33 protein-coding genes and 1 tRNA gene are annotated in these 20706 nt (G+C 58.4%); 23 read left to right on the plus strand and 11 right to left on the minus strand.

The genetic code is table 11. The features are described 5' to 3' along the window. Positions 1-31 precede the first annotated feature (31 nt). From AC07E3_RS13540 to AC07E3_RS13565, 6 genes are all read right to left on the minus strand, one after another. Positions 32-1897, minus strand: a complete 1866-nt coding sequence (locus AC07E3_RS13540; protein ID WP_478362574.1) for a DNA cytosine methyltransferase — start codon at positions 1895-1897, stop codon at positions 32-34. Positions 1898-1966: 69 nt separating this feature from the next. Then, the gene (locus tag AC07E3_RS13545) at positions 1967-2200 is read right to left on the minus strand and encodes a hypothetical protein (protein WP_478362576.1); all 234 of its coding nucleotides are present in this window, start codon (positions 2198-2200) and stop codon (positions 1967-1969) included. A gap of 3 nt (positions 2201-2203) precedes the next feature. Then, positions 2204-2740: a hypothetical protein gene (locus AC07E3_RS13550; protein WP_478362578.1), complete on the minus strand. Its 537-nt coding sequence runs from the start codon at positions 2738-2740 to the stop codon at positions 2204-2206. A 552-nt stretch (positions 2741-3292) separates the two neighbouring features. Then, positions 3293-3460 (minus strand): hypothetical protein, encoded by a 168-nt coding sequence (locus AC07E3_RS13555; protein WP_478362580.1) that lies wholly within the window; start codon positions 3458-3460, stop codon positions 3293-3295. Beyond that, complete coding sequence (locus tag AC07E3_RS13560) at positions 3457-3654, minus strand: hypothetical protein (protein ID WP_478362583.1); 198 nt, start codon at positions 3652-3654, stop codon at positions 3457-3459. Before AC07E3_RS13560 ends, AC07E3_RS13555 begins: the two co-directional genes overlap by 4 nt. Beyond that, complete coding sequence (locus tag AC07E3_RS13565) at positions 3651-4094, minus strand: hypothetical protein (RefSeq protein ID WP_478362585.1); 444 nt, start codon at positions 4092-4094, stop codon at positions 3651-3653. Before AC07E3_RS13565 ends, AC07E3_RS13560 begins: the two co-directional genes overlap by 4 nt. Before the next feature lie 297 nt (positions 4095-4391). Here AC07E3_RS13565 and AC07E3_RS13570 point away from each other — a divergent pair, with 297 nt between their 5' ends. Continuing rightward, positions 4392-4679: a hypothetical protein gene (locus tag AC07E3_RS13570; RefSeq protein WP_478362587.1), complete on the plus strand. Its 288-nt coding sequence runs from the start codon at positions 4392-4394 to the stop codon at positions 4677-4679. Between the two features lie 19 nt (positions 4680-4698). Here AC07E3_RS13570 and AC07E3_RS13575 read toward each other — a convergent pair whose 3' ends face one another. Next, positions 4699-5061, minus strand: coding sequence for a hypothetical protein (locus AC07E3_RS13575; protein WP_478362589.1), 363 nt, complete (start codon positions 5059-5061; stop codon positions 4699-4701). A gap of 312 nt (positions 5062-5373) precedes the next feature. Here AC07E3_RS13575 and AC07E3_RS13580 point away from each other — a divergent pair, with 312 nt between their 5' ends. The 3 genes from AC07E3_RS13580 (at position 5374) to AC07E3_RS13590 (ending at position 7401) form a co-directional block, all read left to right on the plus strand. Further along, positions 5374-5982, plus strand: coding sequence for a LexA family protein (locus tag AC07E3_RS13580; protein WP_478362591.1), 609 nt, complete (start codon positions 5374-5376; stop codon positions 5980-5982). Positions 5983-5997: 15 nt separating this feature from the next. Then, complete coding sequence (locus AC07E3_RS13585; protein ID WP_478362593.1) at positions 5998-6609, plus strand: type VI secretion system-associated protein TagO; 612 nt, start codon at positions 5998-6000, stop codon at positions 6607-6609. A gap of 171 nt (positions 6610-6780) precedes the next feature. Next, the gene (locus AC07E3_RS13590) at positions 6781-7401 is read left to right on the plus strand and encodes an NYN domain-containing protein (RefSeq protein WP_478362595.1); all 621 of its coding nucleotides are present in this window, start codon (positions 6781-6783) and stop codon (positions 7399-7401) included. Between the two features lie 86 nt (positions 7402-7487). Here AC07E3_RS13590 and AC07E3_RS13595 read toward each other — a convergent pair whose 3' ends face one another. Then, positions 7488-7733, minus strand: a complete 246-nt coding sequence (locus AC07E3_RS13595; RefSeq protein WP_478362597.1) for a hypothetical protein — start codon at positions 7731-7733, stop codon at positions 7488-7490. 29 nt (positions 7734-7762) lie between these two features. Between AC07E3_RS13595 and AC07E3_RS13600 the strand changes: the two genes are divergently transcribed. The 19 genes from AC07E3_RS13600 (at position 7763) to AC07E3_RS13690 (ending at position 19208) form a co-directional block, all read left to right on the plus strand. After that, positions 7763-8449 carry a hypothetical protein gene (locus AC07E3_RS13600; protein ID WP_478362599.1) on the plus strand — a complete coding sequence of 229 codons (687 nt, stop codon included), beginning with the start codon at positions 7763-7765 and terminating at the stop codon, positions 8447-8449. Further along, positions 8446-8679, plus strand: coding sequence for a hypothetical protein (locus AC07E3_RS13605; RefSeq protein WP_478362601.1), 234 nt, complete (start codon positions 8446-8448; stop codon positions 8677-8679). Before AC07E3_RS13600 ends, AC07E3_RS13605 begins: the two co-directional genes overlap by 4 nt. A gap of 268 nt (positions 8680-8947) precedes the next feature. Beyond that, complete coding sequence (locus AC07E3_RS13610; RefSeq protein WP_478362603.1) at positions 8948-9451, plus strand: hypothetical protein; 504 nt, start codon at positions 8948-8950, stop codon at positions 9449-9451. Positions 9452-10231: 780 nt separating this feature from the next. Further along, positions 10232-10678, plus strand: a complete 447-nt coding sequence (locus AC07E3_RS13615) for a hypothetical protein (RefSeq protein ID WP_478362605.1) — start codon at positions 10232-10234, stop codon at positions 10676-10678. A gap of 40 nt (positions 10679-10718) precedes the next feature. Continuing rightward, entirely contained in the window at positions 10719-11165 is a 447-nt protein-coding gene (locus tag AC07E3_RS13620; protein ID WP_478362607.1) for a hypothetical protein, read from the plus strand. 123 nt (positions 11166-11288) lie between these two features. Beyond that, positions 11289-12317, plus strand: coding sequence for a hypothetical protein (locus tag AC07E3_RS13625; protein WP_478362609.1), 1029 nt, complete (start codon positions 11289-11291; stop codon positions 12315-12317). Then, a complete protein-coding gene (locus tag AC07E3_RS13630) occupies positions 12314-12589 on the plus strand; it encodes a primosomal protein N' family DNA-binding protein (RefSeq protein WP_478362611.1) in 276 nt (91 codons plus the stop codon). The genes AC07E3_RS13625 and AC07E3_RS13630 overlap by 4 nt, the downstream gene beginning before the upstream one ends. Beyond that, positions 12589-12789 (plus strand): hypothetical protein, encoded by a 201-nt coding sequence (locus AC07E3_RS13635; RefSeq protein ID WP_478362614.1) that lies wholly within the window; start codon positions 12589-12591, stop codon positions 12787-12789. Before AC07E3_RS13630 ends, AC07E3_RS13635 begins: the two co-directional genes overlap by 1 nt. After that, positions 12786-13697 (plus strand): recombinase RecT, encoded by a 912-nt coding sequence (locus AC07E3_RS13640; protein ID WP_478362616.1) that lies wholly within the window; start codon positions 12786-12788, stop codon positions 13695-13697. The genes AC07E3_RS13635 and AC07E3_RS13640 overlap by 4 nt, the downstream gene beginning before the upstream one ends. After that, positions 13684-14535 (plus strand): hypothetical protein, encoded by an 852-nt coding sequence (locus tag AC07E3_RS13645; RefSeq protein ID WP_478362618.1) that lies wholly within the window; start codon positions 13684-13686, stop codon positions 14533-14535. Before AC07E3_RS13640 ends, AC07E3_RS13645 begins: the two co-directional genes overlap by 14 nt. Beyond that, positions 14532-15260: a hypothetical protein gene (locus AC07E3_RS13650; protein ID WP_478362620.1), complete on the plus strand. Its 729-nt coding sequence runs from the start codon at positions 14532-14534 to the stop codon at positions 15258-15260. Before AC07E3_RS13645 ends, AC07E3_RS13650 begins: the two co-directional genes overlap by 4 nt. Further along, positions 15257-15577 carry a hypothetical protein gene (locus AC07E3_RS13655; RefSeq protein WP_478362622.1) on the plus strand — a complete coding sequence of 107 codons (321 nt, stop codon included), beginning with the start codon at positions 15257-15259 and terminating at the stop codon, positions 15575-15577. Before AC07E3_RS13650 ends, AC07E3_RS13655 begins: the two co-directional genes overlap by 4 nt. Then, positions 15574-15786 (plus strand): hypothetical protein, encoded by a 213-nt coding sequence (locus AC07E3_RS13660; RefSeq protein ID WP_478362624.1) that lies wholly within the window; start codon positions 15574-15576, stop codon positions 15784-15786. The genes AC07E3_RS13655 and AC07E3_RS13660 overlap by 4 nt, the downstream gene beginning before the upstream one ends. Beyond that, on the plus strand, positions 15786-16253 hold the full coding sequence (locus AC07E3_RS13665; protein ID WP_478362626.1) for a hypothetical protein: 468 nt from the start codon (positions 15786-15788) through the stop codon (positions 16251-16253). The genes AC07E3_RS13660 and AC07E3_RS13665 overlap by 1 nt, the downstream gene beginning before the upstream one ends. After that, on the plus strand, positions 16253-16642 hold the full coding sequence (locus AC07E3_RS13670) for a DUF968 domain-containing protein (RefSeq protein ID WP_478362629.1): 390 nt from the start codon (positions 16253-16255) through the stop codon (positions 16640-16642). The genes AC07E3_RS13665 and AC07E3_RS13670 overlap by 1 nt, the downstream gene beginning before the upstream one ends. Next, positions 16639-17235 (plus strand): hypothetical protein, encoded by a 597-nt coding sequence (locus tag AC07E3_RS13675; RefSeq protein WP_478362631.1) that lies wholly within the window; start codon positions 16639-16641, stop codon positions 17233-17235. The genes AC07E3_RS13670 and AC07E3_RS13675 overlap by 4 nt, the downstream gene beginning before the upstream one ends. Positions 17236-17475: 240 nt before the next feature. Continuing rightward, positions 17476-17676 (plus strand): hypothetical protein, encoded by a 201-nt coding sequence (locus AC07E3_RS13680; protein WP_478362634.1) that lies wholly within the window; start codon positions 17476-17478, stop codon positions 17674-17676. Then, on the plus strand, positions 17673-17984 hold the full coding sequence (locus tag AC07E3_RS13685; RefSeq protein WP_478362636.1) for a hypothetical protein: 312 nt from the start codon (positions 17673-17675) through the stop codon (positions 17982-17984). Before AC07E3_RS13680 ends, AC07E3_RS13685 begins: the two co-directional genes overlap by 4 nt. A 186-nt stretch (positions 17985-18170) precedes the next feature. Next, complete coding sequence (locus AC07E3_RS13690; RefSeq protein WP_478362638.1) at positions 18171-19208, plus strand: tyrosine-type recombinase/integrase; 1038 nt, start codon at positions 18171-18173, stop codon at positions 19206-19208. 79 nt (positions 19209-19287) lie between these two features. Here AC07E3_RS13690 and AC07E3_RS13695 read toward each other — a convergent pair. From AC07E3_RS13695 to AC07E3_RS13705, 3 genes are all read right to left on the minus strand, one after another. After that, positions 19288-19364, minus strand: a tRNA-Pro gene (locus AC07E3_RS13695). 123 nt (positions 19365-19487) lie between these two features. After that, the gene (locus AC07E3_RS13700) at positions 19488-20009 is read right to left on the minus strand and encodes a MerR family transcriptional regulator (protein ID WP_007007937.1); all 522 of its coding nucleotides are present in this window, start codon (positions 20007-20009) and stop codon (positions 19488-19490) included. Between the two features lie 266 nt (positions 20010-20275). Next, positions 20276-20599 carry an integration host factor subunit alpha gene (locus tag AC07E3_RS13705; RefSeq protein ID WP_065817701.1) on the minus strand — a complete coding sequence of 108 codons (324 nt, stop codon included), beginning with the start codon at positions 20597-20599 and terminating at the stop codon, positions 20276-20278. Positions 20600-20706: the final 107 nt, after the last annotated feature.

Raw genomic sequence — 20706 nt, forward strand, 5'->3', positions numbered from 1 at the left:
CAGTTGATGATCAAGAAACGGGTGCGCTCGGTCATTCCGCCGCCTCCATGAACTCGGCCTCACATGTCACGATCTCTTTCGGGGCGGCATCGGCCATGATCGCACCGACGCACGCCTTCATTTTCGCAACAGAAACCGCATTACCGATCTGCTTGATCTTGTCGGTCTTGGTACCGGCGAACTCGTACTGCTGGTCTTCGGTATTGAACCCCATGGCAGACGCCAGCTCGTGGGGCTCCAGCATTCGGAAAAGGATGTCGAATTGCTGGCCCGGCTCGATCAACGCCCCCTGACCCAGGGTCGGACCGACTGGCAGCGGCTCCCCCAAATCGTGGGTGCGCGGGGCTTGTCCCTCGCGCTCTCCGAACTGAGCAGTAATAAAGGCCAGTTCACCTCGGTTCGCCCCCGTTATCGTTGGCAGAGGTTCACCGTTTACATCGTGCGCGCGATTTTCGCCGCCCGCGTGTGTCACCGGAACGACGACGCCGAAACGATCTTTTGTCGTCACAGTCGGCAACGGTTCAGCATCGCTCGTGCAGGTCGAGTTTGCTCCATAGTAGGCTGAGATCAGAGCGTGCGCGCCGCCAGCCCCGCCCGTTGTGGACGTTGGCAAGGGGTCTGAAACCGCACGGGGCGAACCGCCGGATGCTTGCGACAACACGAACGGCTCAACGACTGCATATGAACTGCCATCACCATGCACGGTGCCCAACGGGTCTTCGATGTCGTGTGCGCGTCGAGTGTATGGATCTTTGTCACGGGCATCCGTTCCATGCGCAACTGTGACCAGCATTGGTCTTGCGCAGCCGGGACGCACTTCGGTCCCGGCGCCACCGGTGGTGATGGTTGGCAACGGATCACTTGCCGAGCGCGCGGCTCCGCTGTTGTGTTGTGACAGCAGCAGCGGCTCTGCGGAGTAGAGATGACCTGCGTGCGCGGTCTGCGTAGGCAATGGTTCTGATACGCCAGTCGCTGTCGATTTGCCCTTCATATTGACGACAACCGGCTCCGCAAGTGCGATATGCTGCCCGTTCGCTGCGATGGTCGGAAGTGGCGCTTCGAGCCCCTGTGCGGCCATATGATTGCGAAGCACAACAATGAACGGCTCGGGCCACTTGTGCTTCACCGCACCTGCATAGATGCGCATCAGGGTCTTTGGAGCGAGCGCCTTCTTCCGATTGAAGATCGACTTGCCCTTGATCTCCCAGTCGATGATTTCCCGCGCTGGGCGCCATGGCTTCGCGTCGGAGAAAAGTTCGCCTTTCACCTCAGTCCGCTTGCGATGCGTCGGCATCGGCCAGTGGACTTTTCGCCCGTCCGAACGCGCCATCAGAATGAATCTCTGGCGAGTGGTGGCATCTCCGTAATCAGCGGCATTGAGCTTTCGCCACTCCGGATCGAAGCCAAGCCTTTTCAGCGTCTCGATCCACGCATGAAAATACTCACCCTTGCGGCTCTTGATCGGGCGACCGGTTCGGCGATCAACCGGTCCCCAACTCGTGAACTCCCAAACGTTCTCGATGATAATCCGCTTCACACGGAGTTCAGTGAGCCAGGTAATAATGTGCCAAGGATCGGAACGCTGCTGGTCGCTGGTCGGCTTGCCACCGCGCGCCACACTGTGGTGGGTGCAGGTTGGCGATGCCATCAACAGGTCGAGATAGCCTTCGGGCACAAGAATGTGCGGACGGACAGTCGCAATGTCCTGCACAAAGTGCCGTGCTTCGGGATGATTGCGTTGATGGGTGTCGATCGCCGTTGGCCAGTGATTGACGCACACCAGTTCCATGTCGAGGCCGAGTTCAGCCAAGGCGCGCGATGCTCCGGTGGAAGAACCACCGGCCCCACAAAGCAGGTCGGCTACGAGCATCTTTTTCGGTTTTCTGATCTTCTGCATCTGGATCCCTGGCAGGTTCATCGCCTCAATCGGGGCGCGCCGTCTAAGCCGCGGCGCAGGGCACGCGGTTCAAAACGGGATGTCGTCTTCGGTGATGGCTCGCTGTCCCGGCTCAAGTCGGATGGTCTCGACATCGACACGGCGGGAGACTGAGACGGCCTCAAGCACGTAAAAGGATGTTCCCGGCGCGACACGGGCCAAGCGCTCGGCTTCGCCCTGTGCGCTGGCGAACGTCTTGTGACGCACCGTGGGTTGGCGCTGGCCAAGCCCGTAGACCATCCAGAAGGTTTCGGGAGCGGCCATGGTCTACGCCTCCGCCGCTTCTTCGTCGGGGAACTCGGGGTCGACTTCATCGCCCTTGACCAGCTCGGTTTCGCTGTCTTCGGCCTCAGCCAGTGCGCGCTCACGGGCACCGTCACCATGGCCTGAGAGCCATTCCTGATACTGCTCGGAACCTGGGGCGTATGGGTTCTCGCCATGCCCATCGCCGCGCAGGCCAGCATTGCGCCCAAGCATGCGGGCTTTCTCGCTGCTCGGCATGGCACCGTTCAGCAGGTAGTCGAACGACATCTGCGCTTCCTCGATACCGTCGCCGAAGGCATAGAGATATTCGATCACCTTCTCCGTTTCGGCGAGGTATTCATCCTTCTTGCCGGACTTGATGATCTGGAGTGCGCGGTCAGCAGCCTTGAGGTGGATGCCCTTCCCTTCGACGTGCTTGCGAGTAGCCCGGTATGAGCCCGTTGCGCTCTCCACTGCTTCCTTCTCGCGCTTCAACTTGCTGAGATTGAGCGCTACGGCTGCATCGACTGCAGGGCCGTTGTGCGTGGTCTTTTCAGTCATGCCTCTTCCCTTTCCTCTTCGGCCCCAGCCGTTCCGCCAGCCACAAGATCAGCAAGCCGAACAAGCGCCGGATGGGCCGTGGTCTCTTCCCTTTTCCGCTCATATGCCGTGTCCATTTTTGAGCCGAATTCTTCCCAATGAGCCCGGAACACGGACATCCACCGCGAGACCTTCATTTCGCGAGCGGGACGGTTCCAGCATTGGAGGATGATCGCGGCAGGCACTCGAAGCCGCGTTTGCAGCCGATGGGCTGCCGCCTCAATTGTGTCGCCGGGACCGCGGTGCTCCTTTCGGAGAAGGTCCGACGACATGCGCTTGGCCTCCTGACCAAGCCACAAAGGGTCATCGATACGCGCTACATGCATGATGCTTTCCCTGTCGTGATTTTTGTTACGCATGACAAATTTCCTTCGGCAGATTGGTCCGCGTCGAAGGAACGATCGGGCCTGTAGGGCTCGATCTCGAAAGGAAGGAAAGGAACGACGAATGAGCAGGACGACGCGCAAACATCAGCCTGGTCAGCTCGATTTGTTCCCTGAAACATTGCGGAGGTCATTTGCGCCTCCGCTGAAACGGGCTCATGGCAATGGCGGCGACAACCGCCAGAGGCCAGACAATGCAAACTGCCCATTCACGGAGGCCCGCGGGCGCTTCCCGCTTTACGGCAGCAACCGCGCCTATGACGCCAAGCCCGTATAGGATGATGGCGAGGATCGTCATGCTGAGCTCTCCAGAACCGCAACACCGGCATTTCTTAGAACGCGCTCAACCTCACAGGGAGCGCAGGGTTTGCCGGTTTCGCGCCGGATGGTTCTCGCAATATGCGTGGGCGTCTGACCGCGTCGCGCTGCCGCAAGCATCAGGTCGGTGTCGGCAACGGTCCACTTGAAGTTCCACAAAGGGCGCTGGGTCATGCCGCCTCCGCAAGGATCGGCGCCAAGCCCTCGGCGGTGCGGAACTCGTCTACGAAAGCAAGAAGCTGCCGGCGCGTGAGCATCTTCGGGCGACCGCGCCCATTGCTCACGCTGAACCGCGACCGGTGATACCTGACGCGATAGCCCCACTGTTCCAGGTATCTCCTGATCGCTTCGAAATCCGTGTTTGCACCAGGCTCAAACCGGCGAGGTGCGCCATGTTGAGAAATCCAGTCCGAGACCAGTTCCTCGAGCGAGTGCGCCGGCCGGACTTCACCACTGCGATTTTCCATTTTGTCATCGAGAGGACGCGAGATGCCGGCCGGCTGGCCCTTGGATACCGTCTCGCACCCGAAGATCGCACGACTTGCCTTTCGGCTTTTGTGCCCAAGGGCTTTAGCATTGTGAGAGGATGTCATCCCGCGATCCTCTCGATCCATTCCACCACACCGGAGATCGCCAGCAAGATCACCCACCAGCCTGCGAGGGAGGTGAGAAGAAGCGAGACCAAAAAGGACCAGACCAGGATGATCTTGCCGGTGCTGAGATGAAGGGTTGCCGGAGAGGATACGGGAGGAGGTGCACCCTCTCCGGCGTCAGCCGCGCTGGGGGGATAGCGCGGCGTTCTGGTGTCTGGTGGGAGGTCATGCGGCGGCTCCCATGGATGGACGCCCCTTCCCGCCATGCGCATGATGGGAGTGCATGATTCCAACATGAGGCGAGAAGGAGCGAACTGAATGGAATTTGGAGATGACGACATCATCGTCCCGATCATCGTCTGGACGGAGACCAACTACGAACGTGCAGTCGCTCTCAGCGAGGACGAAATGCCGGAAACCTTCGCGGACTGGCAGAAACAGCTTGCCGTAGCCAAGAGCGGTCTCCCGGCTGGCGCGAAGATCATCGAGATCAAAGCAGACCCTGACGAGGTCGCCGAATGGTGCCGGAGAAATCGAGGTCAGGTCACAACCAAGGACCGGGCAGCTTTCGCCATCTACCAGTTTCAACGGGACTACAGTGTATAGCGCGGCGTTTGCAGTGAGATCAGGCATGACCGAGCCTCGCGGCTTTAAGGCCATAGCCCATCCGGCAGTTGTAGGAGCTCATGCCAGCCGGGGCGATCTTGCGGAACTCTGCGATGGTGCGCCGGCGATGGGGAAGGCTGACGCCGCGCATTGCATCATGAAGAATGCGAGCATGAAGCGCCCGGCTGATCTTCGCGGTCAGCGAGACGTACTCGTCATAGCCGATGACGCCGCGCTTCCACATGGACATAACCGCGCGGCGCTCACTGCTGACCGTTTTGAAAAGCGCCGAATGCTCACCAGCCCTGCGGAAGCGATCTTCAAGCTGCCCCATGAAGCCGGAGCGGATGAACGTCTGGTAGATCGGGTTGCGCTCGCTCATGCCGCTGCCTCCGCCGAAGCACAGGAACGCGCCAGCCACTCATACGTGACCCCCTCAATGCCTCGTCTAGAGCTCGCTTCGATGACCGCAGCCCAATGTTTCGGGGCGATGCTTCCACGCCTCCGCATCTGCCTTGCAGCCTCGTATCCGCAACCGACTTCGGACGCGAATTCAGCGATCGTTTTCCACTCATCAATGAGGGCCGAAATGGATGTAGGTTCCTGTGCCATGCCAATTTCGTACAATACGTACGATACTAAATCAAGGCACAATCGTACACCTTGGACGATAAATTTCGGCCATTCTGTACGAATGGAAGAACCGAAAGACAGATTGCGCCAGGCTATGATCGACGCGGGCTATAAATCTCCCGCGGAAGCCGCGCGCGCGTTTCGCGAGATCAATCAGAACACTCTCACCAGCAATTTGAATGGCAATCGCCCGATATCGCGGAAGGCTGCAGAGAAGTATGCGCGTCTCTTCGGGACCCGTGCAGGGTGGATCCTATTTGATGAAGAGGCGGAAGAAGACCGGAGTGATATGGAGGTGCCGTTGTTATCGATGGTCAGCGCAGGCCACCTACGCGAGCAGCCCACGATCACCGCGGCCGACATCGAGCGTTGGGTCCGTGTGGCGGATATGCCGAAGGGAGAATGGATTGCGCTTGCCGTAGAAGGCGATTCCATGGATCGGGTAGCGCCGGAGGGCTCTATCGTTCTTGTGAACCGTGCCGATGATCGGCTCATTGACGGAAAGTTCTATATTTTCTCTCTGGGCAACGGAGCGGCTACGTTTAAACGCTATCGACGCAATCCTGAGCGCCTGCAACCGTACTCCACGAACCCAGATCACATTTCGATCCCGGTGGATGGCGATCTGTACGTGTTCGGAAGAGTTCGAAGAGTAATCACGGACATTTGAGAGCGGGGGATTTCAATGAGGGGGATTTTCGCTGGTGCGGTCGTTCTGACTACGACTTGCGCGCCGGGGTTTGCGGCCGGAGAAGGCTGCATCCAGATTTCGAACGATCTGGATCGATTGGCTTGCTACGATAAAGCGCTTGGACGGACACCAGAACAGAAGACGGAGCCGATTGCACAAGGCAATTGGTCGGTCACGTCTGAAACGTCCAAACTCACCGATCAAACGAATGTTTTCCTCCGCGTGGAGTCTGACGAAACGGTCAATTGCGGATGGAACAGAGGCGGGAAAGTCACGCTCTACGTGCGCTGCGTTGAAAACAAGACCGGACTGATTTTCGCCACCGGCTGCCACATGACTTCCAGCCAATACAACGACTATGGTGACGTAACCTATCGCCTGGATGACGAGAAGGCGAAGACTGTTGGGATGCAGGAATCAACCAACAATCGATCGCTGGGCCTTTGGAGTGGCGGGCGCTCTATCCCGGTCATCAAGCAAATGTTTGGCAGGTCACAGATGGTGGTGAGGATGACGCCATACGGCGAAAACCCTTTCACCGCGACATTCGACATCACTGGGCTGGAAGAATCCATCAAGCCATTGCGGGACGCCTGCCACTGGTAACGGCATACAGGGACAGCTCAAACTTAGGGCATAGAGGCGTGAAGGGTTCCCAGATTGTTCAGGTTGACATCGAAGGCGGGAGGAATATATGGCTGTGAGTGAAAAACGGCCCCAGTCATTCGTCTCTGATAAAGCGCACTTCGGTGCCACGAGTGATTGGGGTCAACCCCAATGACCTCCCGAAAATTTGCTATTCTCATGGACGGCGGCTTCGTCACAAAGAAGCTTGGGCCAAAGCTTGGCCAGTTCCCGTCCGCGAATGACGTTCAGTCCGAGGTCGACCGCATATCAGGTCACGAATACCTTGCGGGCCATTCCCTCATGCGAGTGTATTTTTATGACGCCTCGCCATCCACTGAGACGTTGAAAAATCCGATTGACGGCACCACCGTCAACCTGGGAGCAACCAAAATCCATAGCGATTACACCAGCCTTCACCAAGGACTGGAACTGATGCCCGACTTTGCGTTGCGCATGGGAGAGACAGTCTCGCATGGGTGGACCTTCGGACCTCGCGCCCTGAAAAACCTGACAGAAAAGCCGCGCCAACCAGAGGCGAAAGACTTCATACCCAATATCGAACAGAAGGGCGTCGACCTGCGGATCGGCTTGGATATAGCCCGCCTCTCTCTGAAATCTCTCGTGGATGTAATCGTGGTCGTCACCGGGGACAGCGACCTGATTCCCGCATTCAAGTTCGCGCGTCGAGAAGGTGTGAAGATCTACGTGGACGTCATGGGACATGGCGTAAAGCGCGATTTAAAGGTCCATGCGGACCGAGTGATTACTTAGAACAGCTTGAAGCTTAGGAGGGAATTCATGCGGGGGAAGATTGTAGCGATAGCGTTCGTGGGAGTGGTAAGCACTCCCCTTGTCGATCAATCTTCCAGCCGGCCACTCATCCGGAAGAACTGCGCCAAGCGCAATGCGGCTTCTTCCGAAGAGAACTTCGCAAGCACCCTGGCAGGGTCACGCGGGCTGCGCACCGATACGCTGAGCAGATATAGGCCGATCCCATCGATCGACGGGTCTTCCGCAGCAGCGATCTCACGCTCGCGTTCCGTGATTTCACCAATGCATAGGCTTTCAGCATTCGAAAGCGAGGCGACAACCTGCATGGTCATGACAAATCTCCACCAATTCGGGGCTGAAAATGGCAGACAACCCATCCATTTCGGTTAACAAGCTGGCAGAATATATCGTTTCTCGGGCTGCAAGGCAGCGAAAAATCCTCAGTGACCGAAAATATCCTGACCCCGACTTCAACATGGGGCAGTTCTATCGTGAAGCCGAAGAGGCTGTATCCCAGTATCTCACAACGGGCGCTATCGATCCGGCGCCACTGACACGGCAGCTTCGTCTGCTGGATCAGCAGCCGACCGAAAAGATCGGCACCGCAAGACGAATTTCTTCCAACATCGACGCTATCGAACGTTTTTCAGAGATGCTTGATGACATTGACCTCGGCGATGCAGACGCTTCTCTGGGATCAAACCACGCTGAGAAACTTACATTTCACAACGTCCAGATTTCCGTGCGCCCCGAGATTATTCTTCGTGGAGCAGGCCCGAAAGGGAAGAAGCTGGTTGGAGGTGTGAAGCTTCATTTCTCTAAAAGCAGGCCACACACTGAGGAATCTGCCGGCTATGTCTCGGCGATCATGCAGGAGTATTGTCGACTTCACATCGCGGGAGACGACGAGACTGTTAATCCCAGCTATTGTTTCGTCATTGACGTAGCATCCGGCAAGGTATTTCCGGGAGTGAAGTCAACTGCGGCTCGCATGAAGGACGTAGCGGCGTGCTGCCAGAACATTTCAGGACTGTGGCCTTCGATATGACCGATCCAGATCCAAGAGTTGACGCCATCGCAGCAAGCGACCTGGTTTCAGCGTCCGTGCTTGCGTCCCTTATCGGGGCACTCGCTTCCAAAGGCATTCTGTCAGACCGCGAGGTCCGCGAAATCTACGAACACGCCCTGTTCCTGCTTGAGAGCCACCAGAGCGAAGAACCGGATATGAAAGCAATCTTTGAGGCGGCACGCGAGATCATCGACGCACAGTTGCGGTAGCGGTCATGAATTGGAGGATGTTCATCATCAGCGTGGTCAGCTCTGCAGCAATCATCGGCGGGTTGTATACGGCGATGGTAGCGCTGTTCACGTGAGGAAGTGAAACCAAGGGGGCCGAATTGGCACGGAGACCGCCAAAGCAAGAACGCCGGGAAATGAACTGGCTGGTTTTGCTCGTATGCCTGGTGATCGTTGCCGGTCTCGCATGGGCGATCTACGAGACTGCTGAATTGCTGGCGGCACTCTATTAGGCGAATAGGGAGGGGAGATGGAGATCGAGCCGCCAAAGTTTGATCGCGCGCTACAGAAGAAGATCCTTGAAGACCTGAAAACGCTGTACCCAGAATTCGCGGACATGCAGCGCTCGTTCAAGGAAATCCCGACAGACCGGGAGTTGACGCCAAATCTCCGCTATCTCGAAGAATTCGGCTTGGTTGAAGTCAACTGGTATCCGAAAACAAACACATCACCAAAGCGCCCATTCGCCGCCGCCATCACCGCACGAGGGATCGACTTTCTCGCCGACGATGGCGGCCTGACCGCGATTTTGGGAGTGGTGACTGTTCGGCTGCATGAGGAAACGATCAAGGAACTGTTGATCGATCGAGTCCAGTCCTCGGACGAACCGGAATCTGTCAAAAGCAGGATGGTTTCGCAGATCAGGTCTTTGCCAGCAGAAATGACGAAAACAGTGACGATAGAGGGCCTGAAAGCTGGTCTCGCTCGGACGCCGGATGCAATTGCCTGGCTTCAAAAACTGCTCGACCTTTAAAAGTTCCCACGTATTCGAAGGTGATATAGCCAGCAGCACCGTCCGAGCCGGTCAACTCCACAGACAGCAATTCGAGATTAGATAGACTACTCCCATGCGGAATCTCGGCGTGCGGAACTGAAATACGCAACGACGTACTTTCACCGGGGTGAACCGGCTCAAACCAGATATCGCTCACAACCTCGGCAATGAGCTCCGGCTCCTCGCATCCGAAACCATCTACCTTGGTTCTGGTAAGGTTCCTCATAGCGCCCTTCCCTTCTACGTTTGAGAGGTATCAACCTCTGAGATTTTCCAAATTCTGAATAGTGGTGAGTCAGGAGCCCGAACATAGGAGGACTAAGCCCCGTGCTCTGAGAGCATCCGGAGTTAGCCCCTATGCCGAGCGATTCTGAACAGCGGAGCCGTCTATCGCCCTTCCGAGTTGGTCAGAAACCAGTGCCAACCCTCGACCGCACTTTCTCGTTGCCTCTGGTAAGGCCACGGCGAGCACCCCTTCGGTCTTTCGGAGTGGGGCTGTACTTTGCTCGCGCCCAGTGGTAATACGATACCGCATCTCAAAGCGGTGAGAGCGCCACCGTCTTCAACCATTCGCTCTCTTTTCGACCCCGGCCATCGCGCCGGGGTTTTGCATTTGTATGACTGCTGGTACGGCATGTCAAAAAAAATCGTACAAAACGTACTTGACCAGTCATCGTACATTTCGTACGTTCCTCTCACACACCGAGCACGAAGAAGCGCTTCCGCGCCGATCTGCCGGACACGATGGAGAGGAAGACGATGGCCTATACGGCAGAACAAATCGCAGAAGGCGAAAAGCACACAGCGCTCAGCCCGGAATACTTCGCCGCGCGTGACGCCGCAGAGCGGTTCCTCAAGCATTGGCAGGAAGACCACGCGGAACAGCTTGCCGAGGCCATCATGAAGCCGGTCCTCGACGCGGTACAGGAGAAAGTCTGGGATGCTTTCCGTGACTGGCTTCTTTCCGACACCGAGATGAACGCGCAAAGCGAAATGCGTCAGATCATTGAGGACAGCGTGACCGCCCTGATCGGCGGAGAGGAATGGGCTTATCGGCGCTACATCTCGCCAGAAGGCTACCGCAAGGAAAAGGTCCGGGAGACTCTGGCAAAGCTCTACAGCGACCCGATCAAGGACGCTCGCATTCGTGACCTCGAAATCGAGGTGGAGCGCCTTCAAGAGCAACTTCGCTTCCGCACCTATTGACCGCCTAGCCCACTCCCCCGGGAACATGGAGCACGAGATCATGCCGTTACCCGCAGAACGAGATTTCACAGCGCTGGCGATGTCGCAGAACATAGCGGCATGGTCAAAGCAGGATGACCCGGAGTTTGGCGAATATGCCAGCCGGTTGATCCCTGACTTCGAGGCAAGCGCCCATCGCCAGCAGGCGGCTTACCTGTCCGCCCGACGCGCCCGTCTGGTGTCCCACATCAATGAAACGATCGACCTTCCCGAACTGTTCTGGCGCCACCGGTATTTCCGCGATTTGCCAGGTGCCGTTGTCCTTTCGACTGACGAGGCCGTGACGGAAATCCGTCGTGAGATCGCCCGTGAACAGCGCCGCCGTGGTCACTGGTCACACAAGCCGGGACGCATTCCGAACCTGAAAGAGGCGCTTGTTTTCGCACGGTATTTCCGACGCTTCGGCAAGCGCGTTTGGCTCGGTGTCGAGAACGAGAGGGCCGCGTGATGATGCTCGCCCTCTACCAATACCTCCCGTTCCCCGAACACCCCACGGCCCGCACTCTGGCTCTGATCGTCATCAGCGCCCTGCTCGTCGGGTTCTTTGAAACGCCCCACTGAGGATTGAACCATGGATACTTTCATGAACCCGGGCGAAGTCGCCCAAGTCGCAATCATCGAACGCTGGGGCTGGTGGAATTCTGCCCTCGCCGATCCGTCCAAGATTGGAACGGAAGAACTGCCGATCCATCCCGGCGAGTATCAGCTCGGATACTACCGCACCCGCCGCAAGAATGGCCCTTGGGAGCCTGTCGGGATTTATCCGGATGAGAACGGCGTTGTTGTCGCATTCCGCGGCGAACGGCAGGTCGATGATATCCCGGAACTGTTTCAGTGGTGCTGTCGCCATCCCGTTTCCTATGACGCCTATGTCGCCGCGCTCAATGGCAAGAATTGGCCGGATGACGACCCGACTGTCGCAGCGCAGGTTGCACCGAAACCCGCAGTTGCCGGCGACAATTCCGGAAAGATCGATGAAGCGGAAGTCATCCGCGATCAGATTGAGGCCGCTCTGGCAGGACTTTCGGCCTACGAGACGGTTCAGGACGATGAGACGGCATCCAAAGCCCTGTCCCTCCGCAACCGTCTGAACGAGCTCTCACGCGAAGCTGACAAGATCAGGACGAAAGAGAAAGAGCCTCACCTTGAGGCTGGCAAAGCAGTGGACGCCAAATGGCAGCCATTGGTGAAAAAGGCGAAAGCTGGAGCTGATCAGGTTCGCTCTGCCATCGGTGCATGGGAGACAGAAAAGCTACGGCGACAGCGAGAGGCAGAGAGAAAGGCCGAGCAGGCCCGCCTGAAAGCCGAGGCAGAGGCAGCGAAGGCCGCTGAGGCTGGGAAGCCAGTTCCTGAGCCTGAACCCGTCGCGGAGCCTGTTGCTGCCGCCCCGGCTCAGATCAAAGGGACTTACGGCAAGGCTGCCAGTGTTCAGGTGAAGGTCGTCGTCAAGGAAGTCACCGACTGGACGAAGCTCGCTATCTACATGAGCGGCCATCCCGAAACACAGGCACTGCTTCGCAAGCTCGCACAGCGCGCGCTTGACGCCGGCCGCACGGACATTCCCGGCATCACCACCGCAGAGGAGGCAAGCGTCCGATGAGTGATCAGCCCAACACCGCCCTCACCGTCGCCGCAATCAAATTCAAGTGGCAGAAGGATGATCGGACCTACGACTACTTTGTTCCGCCCGGTCTTGAGCTCGCGCCCGGCGACAAGGTGATCGTAGAGACCAAGCGCGGCGAAACCACCGTCGAAGTGGTCGAGATCAAGACGCAATCCGACAAGGCGGAAAAGCACCTCCTCCGGCGCGCCGAGCCGGTCGAGCCGGTAGCGACTGTTGCCGCGCAGCCTGCCGAGGATTGGAATTTCTGATGTCGCGCCGGAAGTGGGAGAGAGGACGCGCCTTGTCCGCGCTGGAAGCTCTTGTCCAGATCGAGCAAGGGCGGCCCGTCTACCACAATCGCAAGTTTGCCCCGAACGCTTGGGCGCGCGGCTGGCAAATCAACATGCTCATCAATTCCGCCAAACGGGGTTTCATTTTTGAAGCCATGAAGATCGAGGAACCGAAATGAACGCCATCACCACCACAGAGCGCCAGCCGCGTTCCGTCCTCGTGGATATGTCCTCGCGTTTCGGCATGGAGCCGGGCGCGTTCGAGGCCACGGTTCGCGCCACCTGCATGAAGCCGGACAAGAATGGAAAGGTGCCGAGCCGCGAGGAATTCGCCGCCTTCCTGCTTGTGGCGAAGGAATACAATCTCAATCCGCTGACCAAAGAGATCTACGCCTTCCCAGCGAAAGGAGGAGGCATCGTCCCCATCGTGTCGATTGACGGATGGGTGAACCTGATCAACTCCCACAGGTCTCTCGACGGCATCCAGTTCGAAATGGAGCACGATGGCAACGGCGCATTGGTGTCCTGTACGTGCAAGATCCACCGCAAGGACCGATCGCACCCCATCGAGGTCACGGAATATCTCGTTGAGTGCAAGCGAAGCACTGAACCCTGGCAGATGCAGCACCGCATGTTGCGCCATAAGGCGCTGATCCAGTGCGCACGATACGCATTCGGCTTTTCCGGCATCTATGACGAGGATGAGGGCGCGAAAATCGCAGAGATGAAGGACGTCACCCCGCCGACGCCCCCGAAGCCTCCAGTCCCGCCAACGCACCAGATTAGTCATAGCGAAGCGATTGATGCCGAGACCGGCGAAGTAATCGATGACAGCCAGATCGTACGCGAAACCGGCGAGGATATCGGCGCGGTGATGGCTGATGGCGAATTCGATGCGGCCGCCTTCTTCGAAGAAATGGAGACATCTTTCGCCGCTGAAACCACGCTCGAGGGCCTCGAGGAACGCTGGACAGAATTCGACCCCATGGCGCAGTTCGAGGGTGACGAATCCAATCAAGGCATCGCCCTAGCCATCAAAAAGCGGAGACTGCGGGAAATCGAAAGGGCGTCCAATGAGCAAGAGTGACACCCCTCCCTTCCGCATGATTGTCGAGAAAGGACCGCGGCTCGCCCCGGCCACGTCTGGCGATGCGGAGCGGCTCGACACCTGGCGGGCCGGCTCTCAGGTAAATGTCACCTTCGTGCGAGACGGAAGCCGCCCCATGGAACGCAAATGGTGGGCGATCCTCGATCTCGTCGTCGACCGCTGCAATGTGCCGTGGTCAGCCAAAGAGCAGGCTAGCGAAGCTGTGAAGCTATCGCTTGGCATCGTCCACTACGGAAAGACGGTCAACGGCAACTTCATGCAGTGGCCAAAGTCACTGACAGAGCTTTCGGACCCGGAGCTCGATGAAGCCGTGCGCGACATGATGGACCTCCTTCATCGAATGACCGGCGTCGATCCAGAGACCCTCAAGAAAGAGGCCAAGGTCGAGGAAGAACACAGTTCACCGGCAGAAAGCCCCACCGGTGACGGCAGTGCCAGCGCTTCGCCTTCCTCTCCTGGTGCTGGCACTGCCGACAATTCATCCGCCACGGCGGACGAGGCCGGCTCGCAAGACATGGGAGAGAGCGAAGGCGAGCCGGCCTCGAATTCCGTCGTCAACCTACTGATCGAATGCCGCGACAAGTTCCTGTCATTGGCAACAAATATGGACCTTCCACCCGAACAGCGTCGGCACACTCTGATTTCGACAAAGGATGCATGGAAAGGCGAACTTCCCGATCACCAGCCTTTCGTAAAGGCCTGTTTTGAGGCATCCGACAGGATCATCAAAGGCGATCAGGACACTACCGCTGTTCTGCATCGAGAGGCGCAGGAGCGCCAGTTCCTCGACGGATTGATCGAGAGGGCGAGGAAATGACCGATCGCCCAATCCTTTTCAGCGGCCCAATGATCCGCGCACTGCTTGAAGGCAGGAAAACGCAAACCCGGCGCGTCCTTAACAAGGCCCGCGTGTTCGCAACACCGGAGACACGTGCTTTTACGTTATCCGGCGACGACATGGCCCGCGCTCTGCAAAACGCTGATCGATTTCGTCATTTGGGCGGCGATGGATGGTTCTGGGAAGCCGATGCTTTCGAATGGCAGGCGCCAGCAACCCGCACCGGATGGATGGCTCACATTGGTTATGCCCCTGGTGACCGCCTTTGGGTACGAGAGGCGCACCACAGGACCAACGATAGCCCCAGTAGTCACCTTGTTGGTTACGACTTCGCAGACGGTCCGGTGCCGCGCGAATTCATGCAACACATCGAAGGCGTGGGCGATGTTCAGTTCTTTCGCCACAGTCTTGGCGGATGGGGTGGTAGAACGTCAAAGAACTACCCCTCCATCCACATGCCCCGCTGGGCCTCCCGCCTGACCCTGATCGTCACAGACGTGCGGGTGCAGCGGTTACAGGAGATCACATGGCAGGACGCCAAGGCCGAGGGCATCTCTGGCGGCTACCATCAGAGCGAGTTCGCTTCACTCTGGGACGGCCTCAACGCCAAGCGCGGCTACGGCTGGGACGCAAACCCTTGGGTGGTCGCCCTGACCTTTGATGTCATCAAGCAGAACATCGATGCAATGGGAGAAGCGGCATGAGCGAGAAAGCGCATACGCCGGGGCCGTGGATTATTCACGCAAAAAAACGGCCTAATCAACCAATCATCGTTGGCTGTGATGAGATTGGGCCGAGGTACACTCTGTTTGCGGTTTACCAGCCGTGGGACGGGAAGCGATACGCAGAAGCCAACGCCCGCCTCATAGCCGCCGCTCCAGATCTGCTGGAAGCGCTGGAACGCGCTGAGCGCAAGCTGTCCGCGTACGTAGGTGTCTGCTCTGGCGACAAGGAATTGACTGAGACAGTTATTCCGATGGCCCGCGCCGCTCTCTCCAAAGCCACAGGAGGCGCGTCATGATCTCCATCCGCCTCATCCGTCGCGTGATCTGGGGCTGGCAGGACTGGCGATACCAGAACAAGCTCGAGAAGATCATCCCAGGCTACCGGGAGCGCCGCGAAGAGCTTTTCAAGGCCAAACGCCAGCATCGTCCCACACAGGCGCTCTACAGGGAGCAGCGTGACGCCATGTCCCAGCTGCTTACCAAATACGCAGGGAGGGCTCGCTGATGGCCTATGCTGCGACCACAAGCGTTTCCGTAAGCAAGACCAAGGGCGAGATCGACGGACTGCTGAGGAAGCACAAGGCCGCCGGTTTCGGCGTGTTCGAGGAACGGACGCGCGCGATGCTGGTCTTTGAGATGTCAGAGCGCAGGATTGTCTTCCACCTTCCGCTCCCCGACCAGCTCGACAAAGAGTTCGTGATGACTGCCCGTGGCAAGGCCCGGTCTGCCGACGCAGCTCTTGCAGCATGGGAGCAAGCCTGCCGGTCACGATGGCGGGCATTGTTTCTCTGCATCAAGGCAAAGCTCGAGAGCATCGAAAGCGGCATTGAGAGCTTTGAAGATGCATTTCTCGCACACATCCAGATGCCGGACGGCCATTCGGTGTCTGAGCACGTCAAACCACGGATCGCTCAGGCCTATGAGACTGGCTCGATGCAGCCACTGCTTCCTGCCCCGAAAGGCGGTGCGTGATGGCCTTCGAGATCGTCAAAGCCCCGACCGCCTTTGCACTCGACCCGTCGAGCAGGGCCACGGCCCGCATCAAAGACGAGCGTCACCTGGCTTGGATCCGCACCTTGCCAAGCGTGATCTCTGGCGAGGTCGGCCGGTGCGAGGCCTGCCACATCCGATATGGCGATCCGATGTATCGAAAAAAACGAACGGGAAAAGGTCAGAAACCCGACGACTGCTGGACCGTGCCGATGACACCAGAAGAGCACCGCGACCAGCACAACATGAATGAAAAGGCGTTTTGGGACGCGCAAGGGATCGACCCTTTGAGGATCGCCCATGCGCTCTACACCGTCACTGGCGAGACCGAGGCGGGAATCAAGATCATTGTGAACGCGAGGATGAGATGACACGCGAACAGTCTGCCGCCCTTGAATGGGCGATTTCTGAGCTGAACGAGATTGGCGTGTTGGGCAACGAAGTCCGTCACATGGACGAGCTTTGCCGATTGCGCGCCGCCCTCTCTGCCCCCAAGGCAGAGGCGGTGGAGGAAGACGGCACCATCGAATGCGATGAAATCCTACAAAGCCTGATCGACAACATCCGGTCAAAGGGCAACTACAGCCCCGAGACCACAATCACGTTTCTCAATCAGGCGCGGCAGGCCCTCTACACCTCCCCCGTCCCCGCCCTCACCGACGAGGCGGTGGAGGATTACCCGTCATCTCTTTTCCGAAAGGCGCAGAAAGCCGCCGTCAAAGCATCGGCAAAGTACCCTCAGCCAAACTATGTGACTCTCAAGCTCGCGGAAGAAGCTGGCGAGGTAGTTCGTGGCGCTGTCCACTATGCCGAGGGGCGTATGGAATGGGACGAAGTTGAGGGCGAAGTTGTGCAGCTGATGGCGATGCTCATTCGCTTCGTGACCGAGGGTGACCAGGTTAACGGTGTGACGCCACCATCCCTCGCCGCCTTCCCCAGCAAGGGAGGCCCCGATGGCGAATGAAACCGTTCCGGAACGCATCGCGAAGCCTATGCGAAAGTGCCCCGACTATCCCGACTTCCCAACGGCATGGGCGATTCAGCATGACCGGGGAGAGACGCTAAACCATCATCCTCGGTGCAGTTCGGTGCCCGGATGGGATCCAATTTCAGGCCCTGCTTTTCTTTGCGACTGCGAGGCGGTCGTTGAGGAATGGAAGCGCCTTCGCGCCCTTTTAGCCTTCCCCAGCAAGGGAGAGGGAGCATGAAGCTGACGAAAGCGCAGAAAAATATGCTTCGGCGCGCCGTTAGAAATGATGGCGGCGTAAGAACACACGGCGGTCACGAGGACAGGACGGCTCAGTCGCTCTTAGCACGCGATATGCTGCGACACAGCATTCCCGGTTATGGTTCCGACTACTACGTCACCGAAGCCGGTCGCCGCGCACTGGAGGGCCAGCCATGAGCGCTTGGAAGGAAGTCCCCGCCGTCGCAGTTGACGTTCATCTCGCGGCGCTCGAATTTGTCAGCCCTGCAAAAGCGAATGAAATCGCCATGGCGTTTGCCGAGAAGTTCCACGGCTACCGCATCCTTGCGCCCGGAGAGATGGACAGGGAGACGCTGGAAGCTGCGGCGAAGGTGGCACGGAAAGAAGCGTTCAACGCTATAAGCGGTGCCGTGGTCTGCCATGGCGAGATGACGCATCGAGAAATGGAAAGCGATGCCGACGACATCGCCGCCGCTATCCGAGCATTAGGAGGCGCTGAAGGATGACGAAGCCCCTCCGTCACCGTCGATGCGAGATCGAGAACGCCGGTCGCGTAGCCCGCGACATGGGGCTGACCGTGCGCCTTGAGGTGGATGGAGCGATCACGCTTATCCCCGATACTCACAATGACCGATTTGACAGCGCGCCTCTGAATGGCGGCAATTCCCTCCGCGCATGGAGGGAAAGACACAGTGCGGGTAAATCTCGTGGGCGTTCATAGCGTCAAAAAGCGACTGGCCGACGGATCGGTCAAAACTTACCACTATGCGTGGCGAGGGGGCCCGGCCATCAAGGCCGACCCAGAAACCGAGCATCGAAAATTCACCGAGGAATACCTGCGGCTGACGCGCGACCGAGAAGACGCGCCCTATCAGGGCTGCATGGCCGAGATCATTCGCGGCTACCTCAAATCCCCGCATTACAAAGACCTGAAACCCAGCACCCGCGAAGGCTATGACCTGGCGATCCGTGCAATCGAGGGTGAGTTCTACGACATGACGGCCGAGCGCATTTCCGGGGCCGGCAGCCGAACCCTTTTTCTCGAATGGCGTGACGAGATGGCAGAGACGCATCCCCGCAAGGCCGATCTCTACATGAGCGTTCTGCAGCGTCTGTTCTGGTTCGCCCTAGACCGGGAAATGATCGAGCGACACCCTTTGGAGCGGATCACCAAGGTAAGCGATGGCACCAGACGGGACATCATCTGGACAGATACTGATATGAAGGCTTTCAGGGAAAACGCGCGCGAGCCCCTTGTGCGAGCGATGATGCTCGCCGCATGGACCGGGCAGAGGCAGGGAGATTTACTCGCCCTCACCTGGTCAGCCTACGACGGGAACGCCATCAGGCTCCGGCAGTCCAAGACCGGCGCCCATGTCGCCGTGAAGGTGTCTGCCGAGCTTCGCGCCATTCTGGATGCAGCCAGGGCCGAGAACGCCAAACGAGAAACACCTGCAGCGACGATCCTCACGAATCGCAGCGGCAAGCCTTGGACCTCCGGTTTCAAGTCTTCGTGGAGGAAAGCGGTTGCGGCTGCCGGCATCAAGGGAAAGACATTTCACGATCTGCGCGGGACGTTTGTCACCCTCGCTTATCGAAATGGCGCTTCGATTCGTGAGATTGCCGAGATCACCGGTCATGCGGAAAAGGACGCTGAAGGCATCATTCGCAAGCACTATCTGGTGTCGAGCGCGGCTGTGGAAAAGATCGAAACAGGAACGCGCCCGTAAACTAGCCGGAAATCTGTAAACCGACAGGCCACGGCTCCAAATAGAGAGCCGTCCAAACAACTGAAATAAAAGAGAAAAATGGTCGGAGCGGCGGGATTCGAACCCACGACCCCTTGACCCCCAGTCAAGTGCGCTACCGGGCTGCGCTACGCTCCGAACCGGCGCAAGGGATATAGTTTCCGCATCGTGCGCGCAAGGCCTAAAAACAACTCAATGGTAAAAAGCCGGCATCAGCGCGGGCTTTCGACAAGCCCTCTCTTCCGACCCGGCAAGAACGGCTCAACGCACCTGGTCGAGCAGGCGCTTGCATTCCAGGAGATCGAACAGCGCCTCCTGCAGAAGCGCCCTGTTGTCGCGTGAAAGGCTTGCCGCATCGGCGGTGACAGGCCCCTCCTGCTCGCCACGGCCGAGGCCGAAAAAGCGCTTGCTTGGCCTCGCCTTCGGCGTTCCCACCAGAACCTCCTCTTCGGAGGCGGTCTTCTCGGCCTCTGCCTGGTGGCTCTGCGCAATGGCCTCCACGGCGGCCACATCGCCCCGGCCGATCGCCACGACGAACTGGTTGCCATTCTCACGCAGGAGTTTCTGCACGCCCTTGATCGTGTATCCCTGGTCATAGAGCATGTGGCGGATGCCCTTGATCAGGTCGATGTCCTGCGGCCGGTAATAGCGGCGGCCGCCGCCTCGTTTCAGCGGCTTGATCTGCGAAAACCGGGTCTCCCAGAAGCGCAGCACATGCTGCGGCAGGTCCAGCTCTTCGGCCGCTTCGCTGATTGTGCGGAAGGCGTCGGGGCTCTTGTCCATGATCGTGCATCTCCTGCAGGCCGGCGCACTACGCCGTCACCCGTTCGAACCGGGCGACCTGCGCACGGCATAAGCCGCGTGAGGCAACGCCCATCGATTCGTGAGTGTAAACCACTTCGCGGTTCAGAAAAAACCGTTCAGCCCTGCTCGAGACCGCCAGAGTGCTTCACCGTTTCACAGAAACGCCGCTCCGCTCTATCTGCCTGATTTCCTGCATTTGTGCTGACGTCAGGTGATTCTACCTGACTGCAAAATGCGCTGGGCGTTCAGGCGCTCTTGCGCATGCGCCTTGCCTGATGCGCCTTGAGAATGCGGTCCTTGAGAACGTTCGAGGCCTTGAAGGTCATCACCCGGCGCGGAGAGATCGGCACTTCCTCGCCGGTCTTGGGGTTGCGGCCGATGCGCTCGTTCTTGTCGCGCACCTGGAAGGTGGCAAAAGAGGAAAGCTTCACCGTTTCGCCGCGGACCACCGCGTCGCAGACTTCCTGCAGAACCATTTCGACAAGCTGAGCGGATTCGGTTCGTGACAGTCCGACCTTCCGATAGACGGCCTCAGCCAGCTCGGCACGCGTCAGTGTCTTTCCCCCCATAGGGCTACCCATCCAGATCTTGAAAATGCTTGTGATTTCAATACGCGGCGCTGACGTTACAAAAAATGCTTTGCAACGGTCAAGGACGATACACGTGATTTGCTTCC

This window comes from Nitratireductor lacus, from assembly GCF_056431025.1.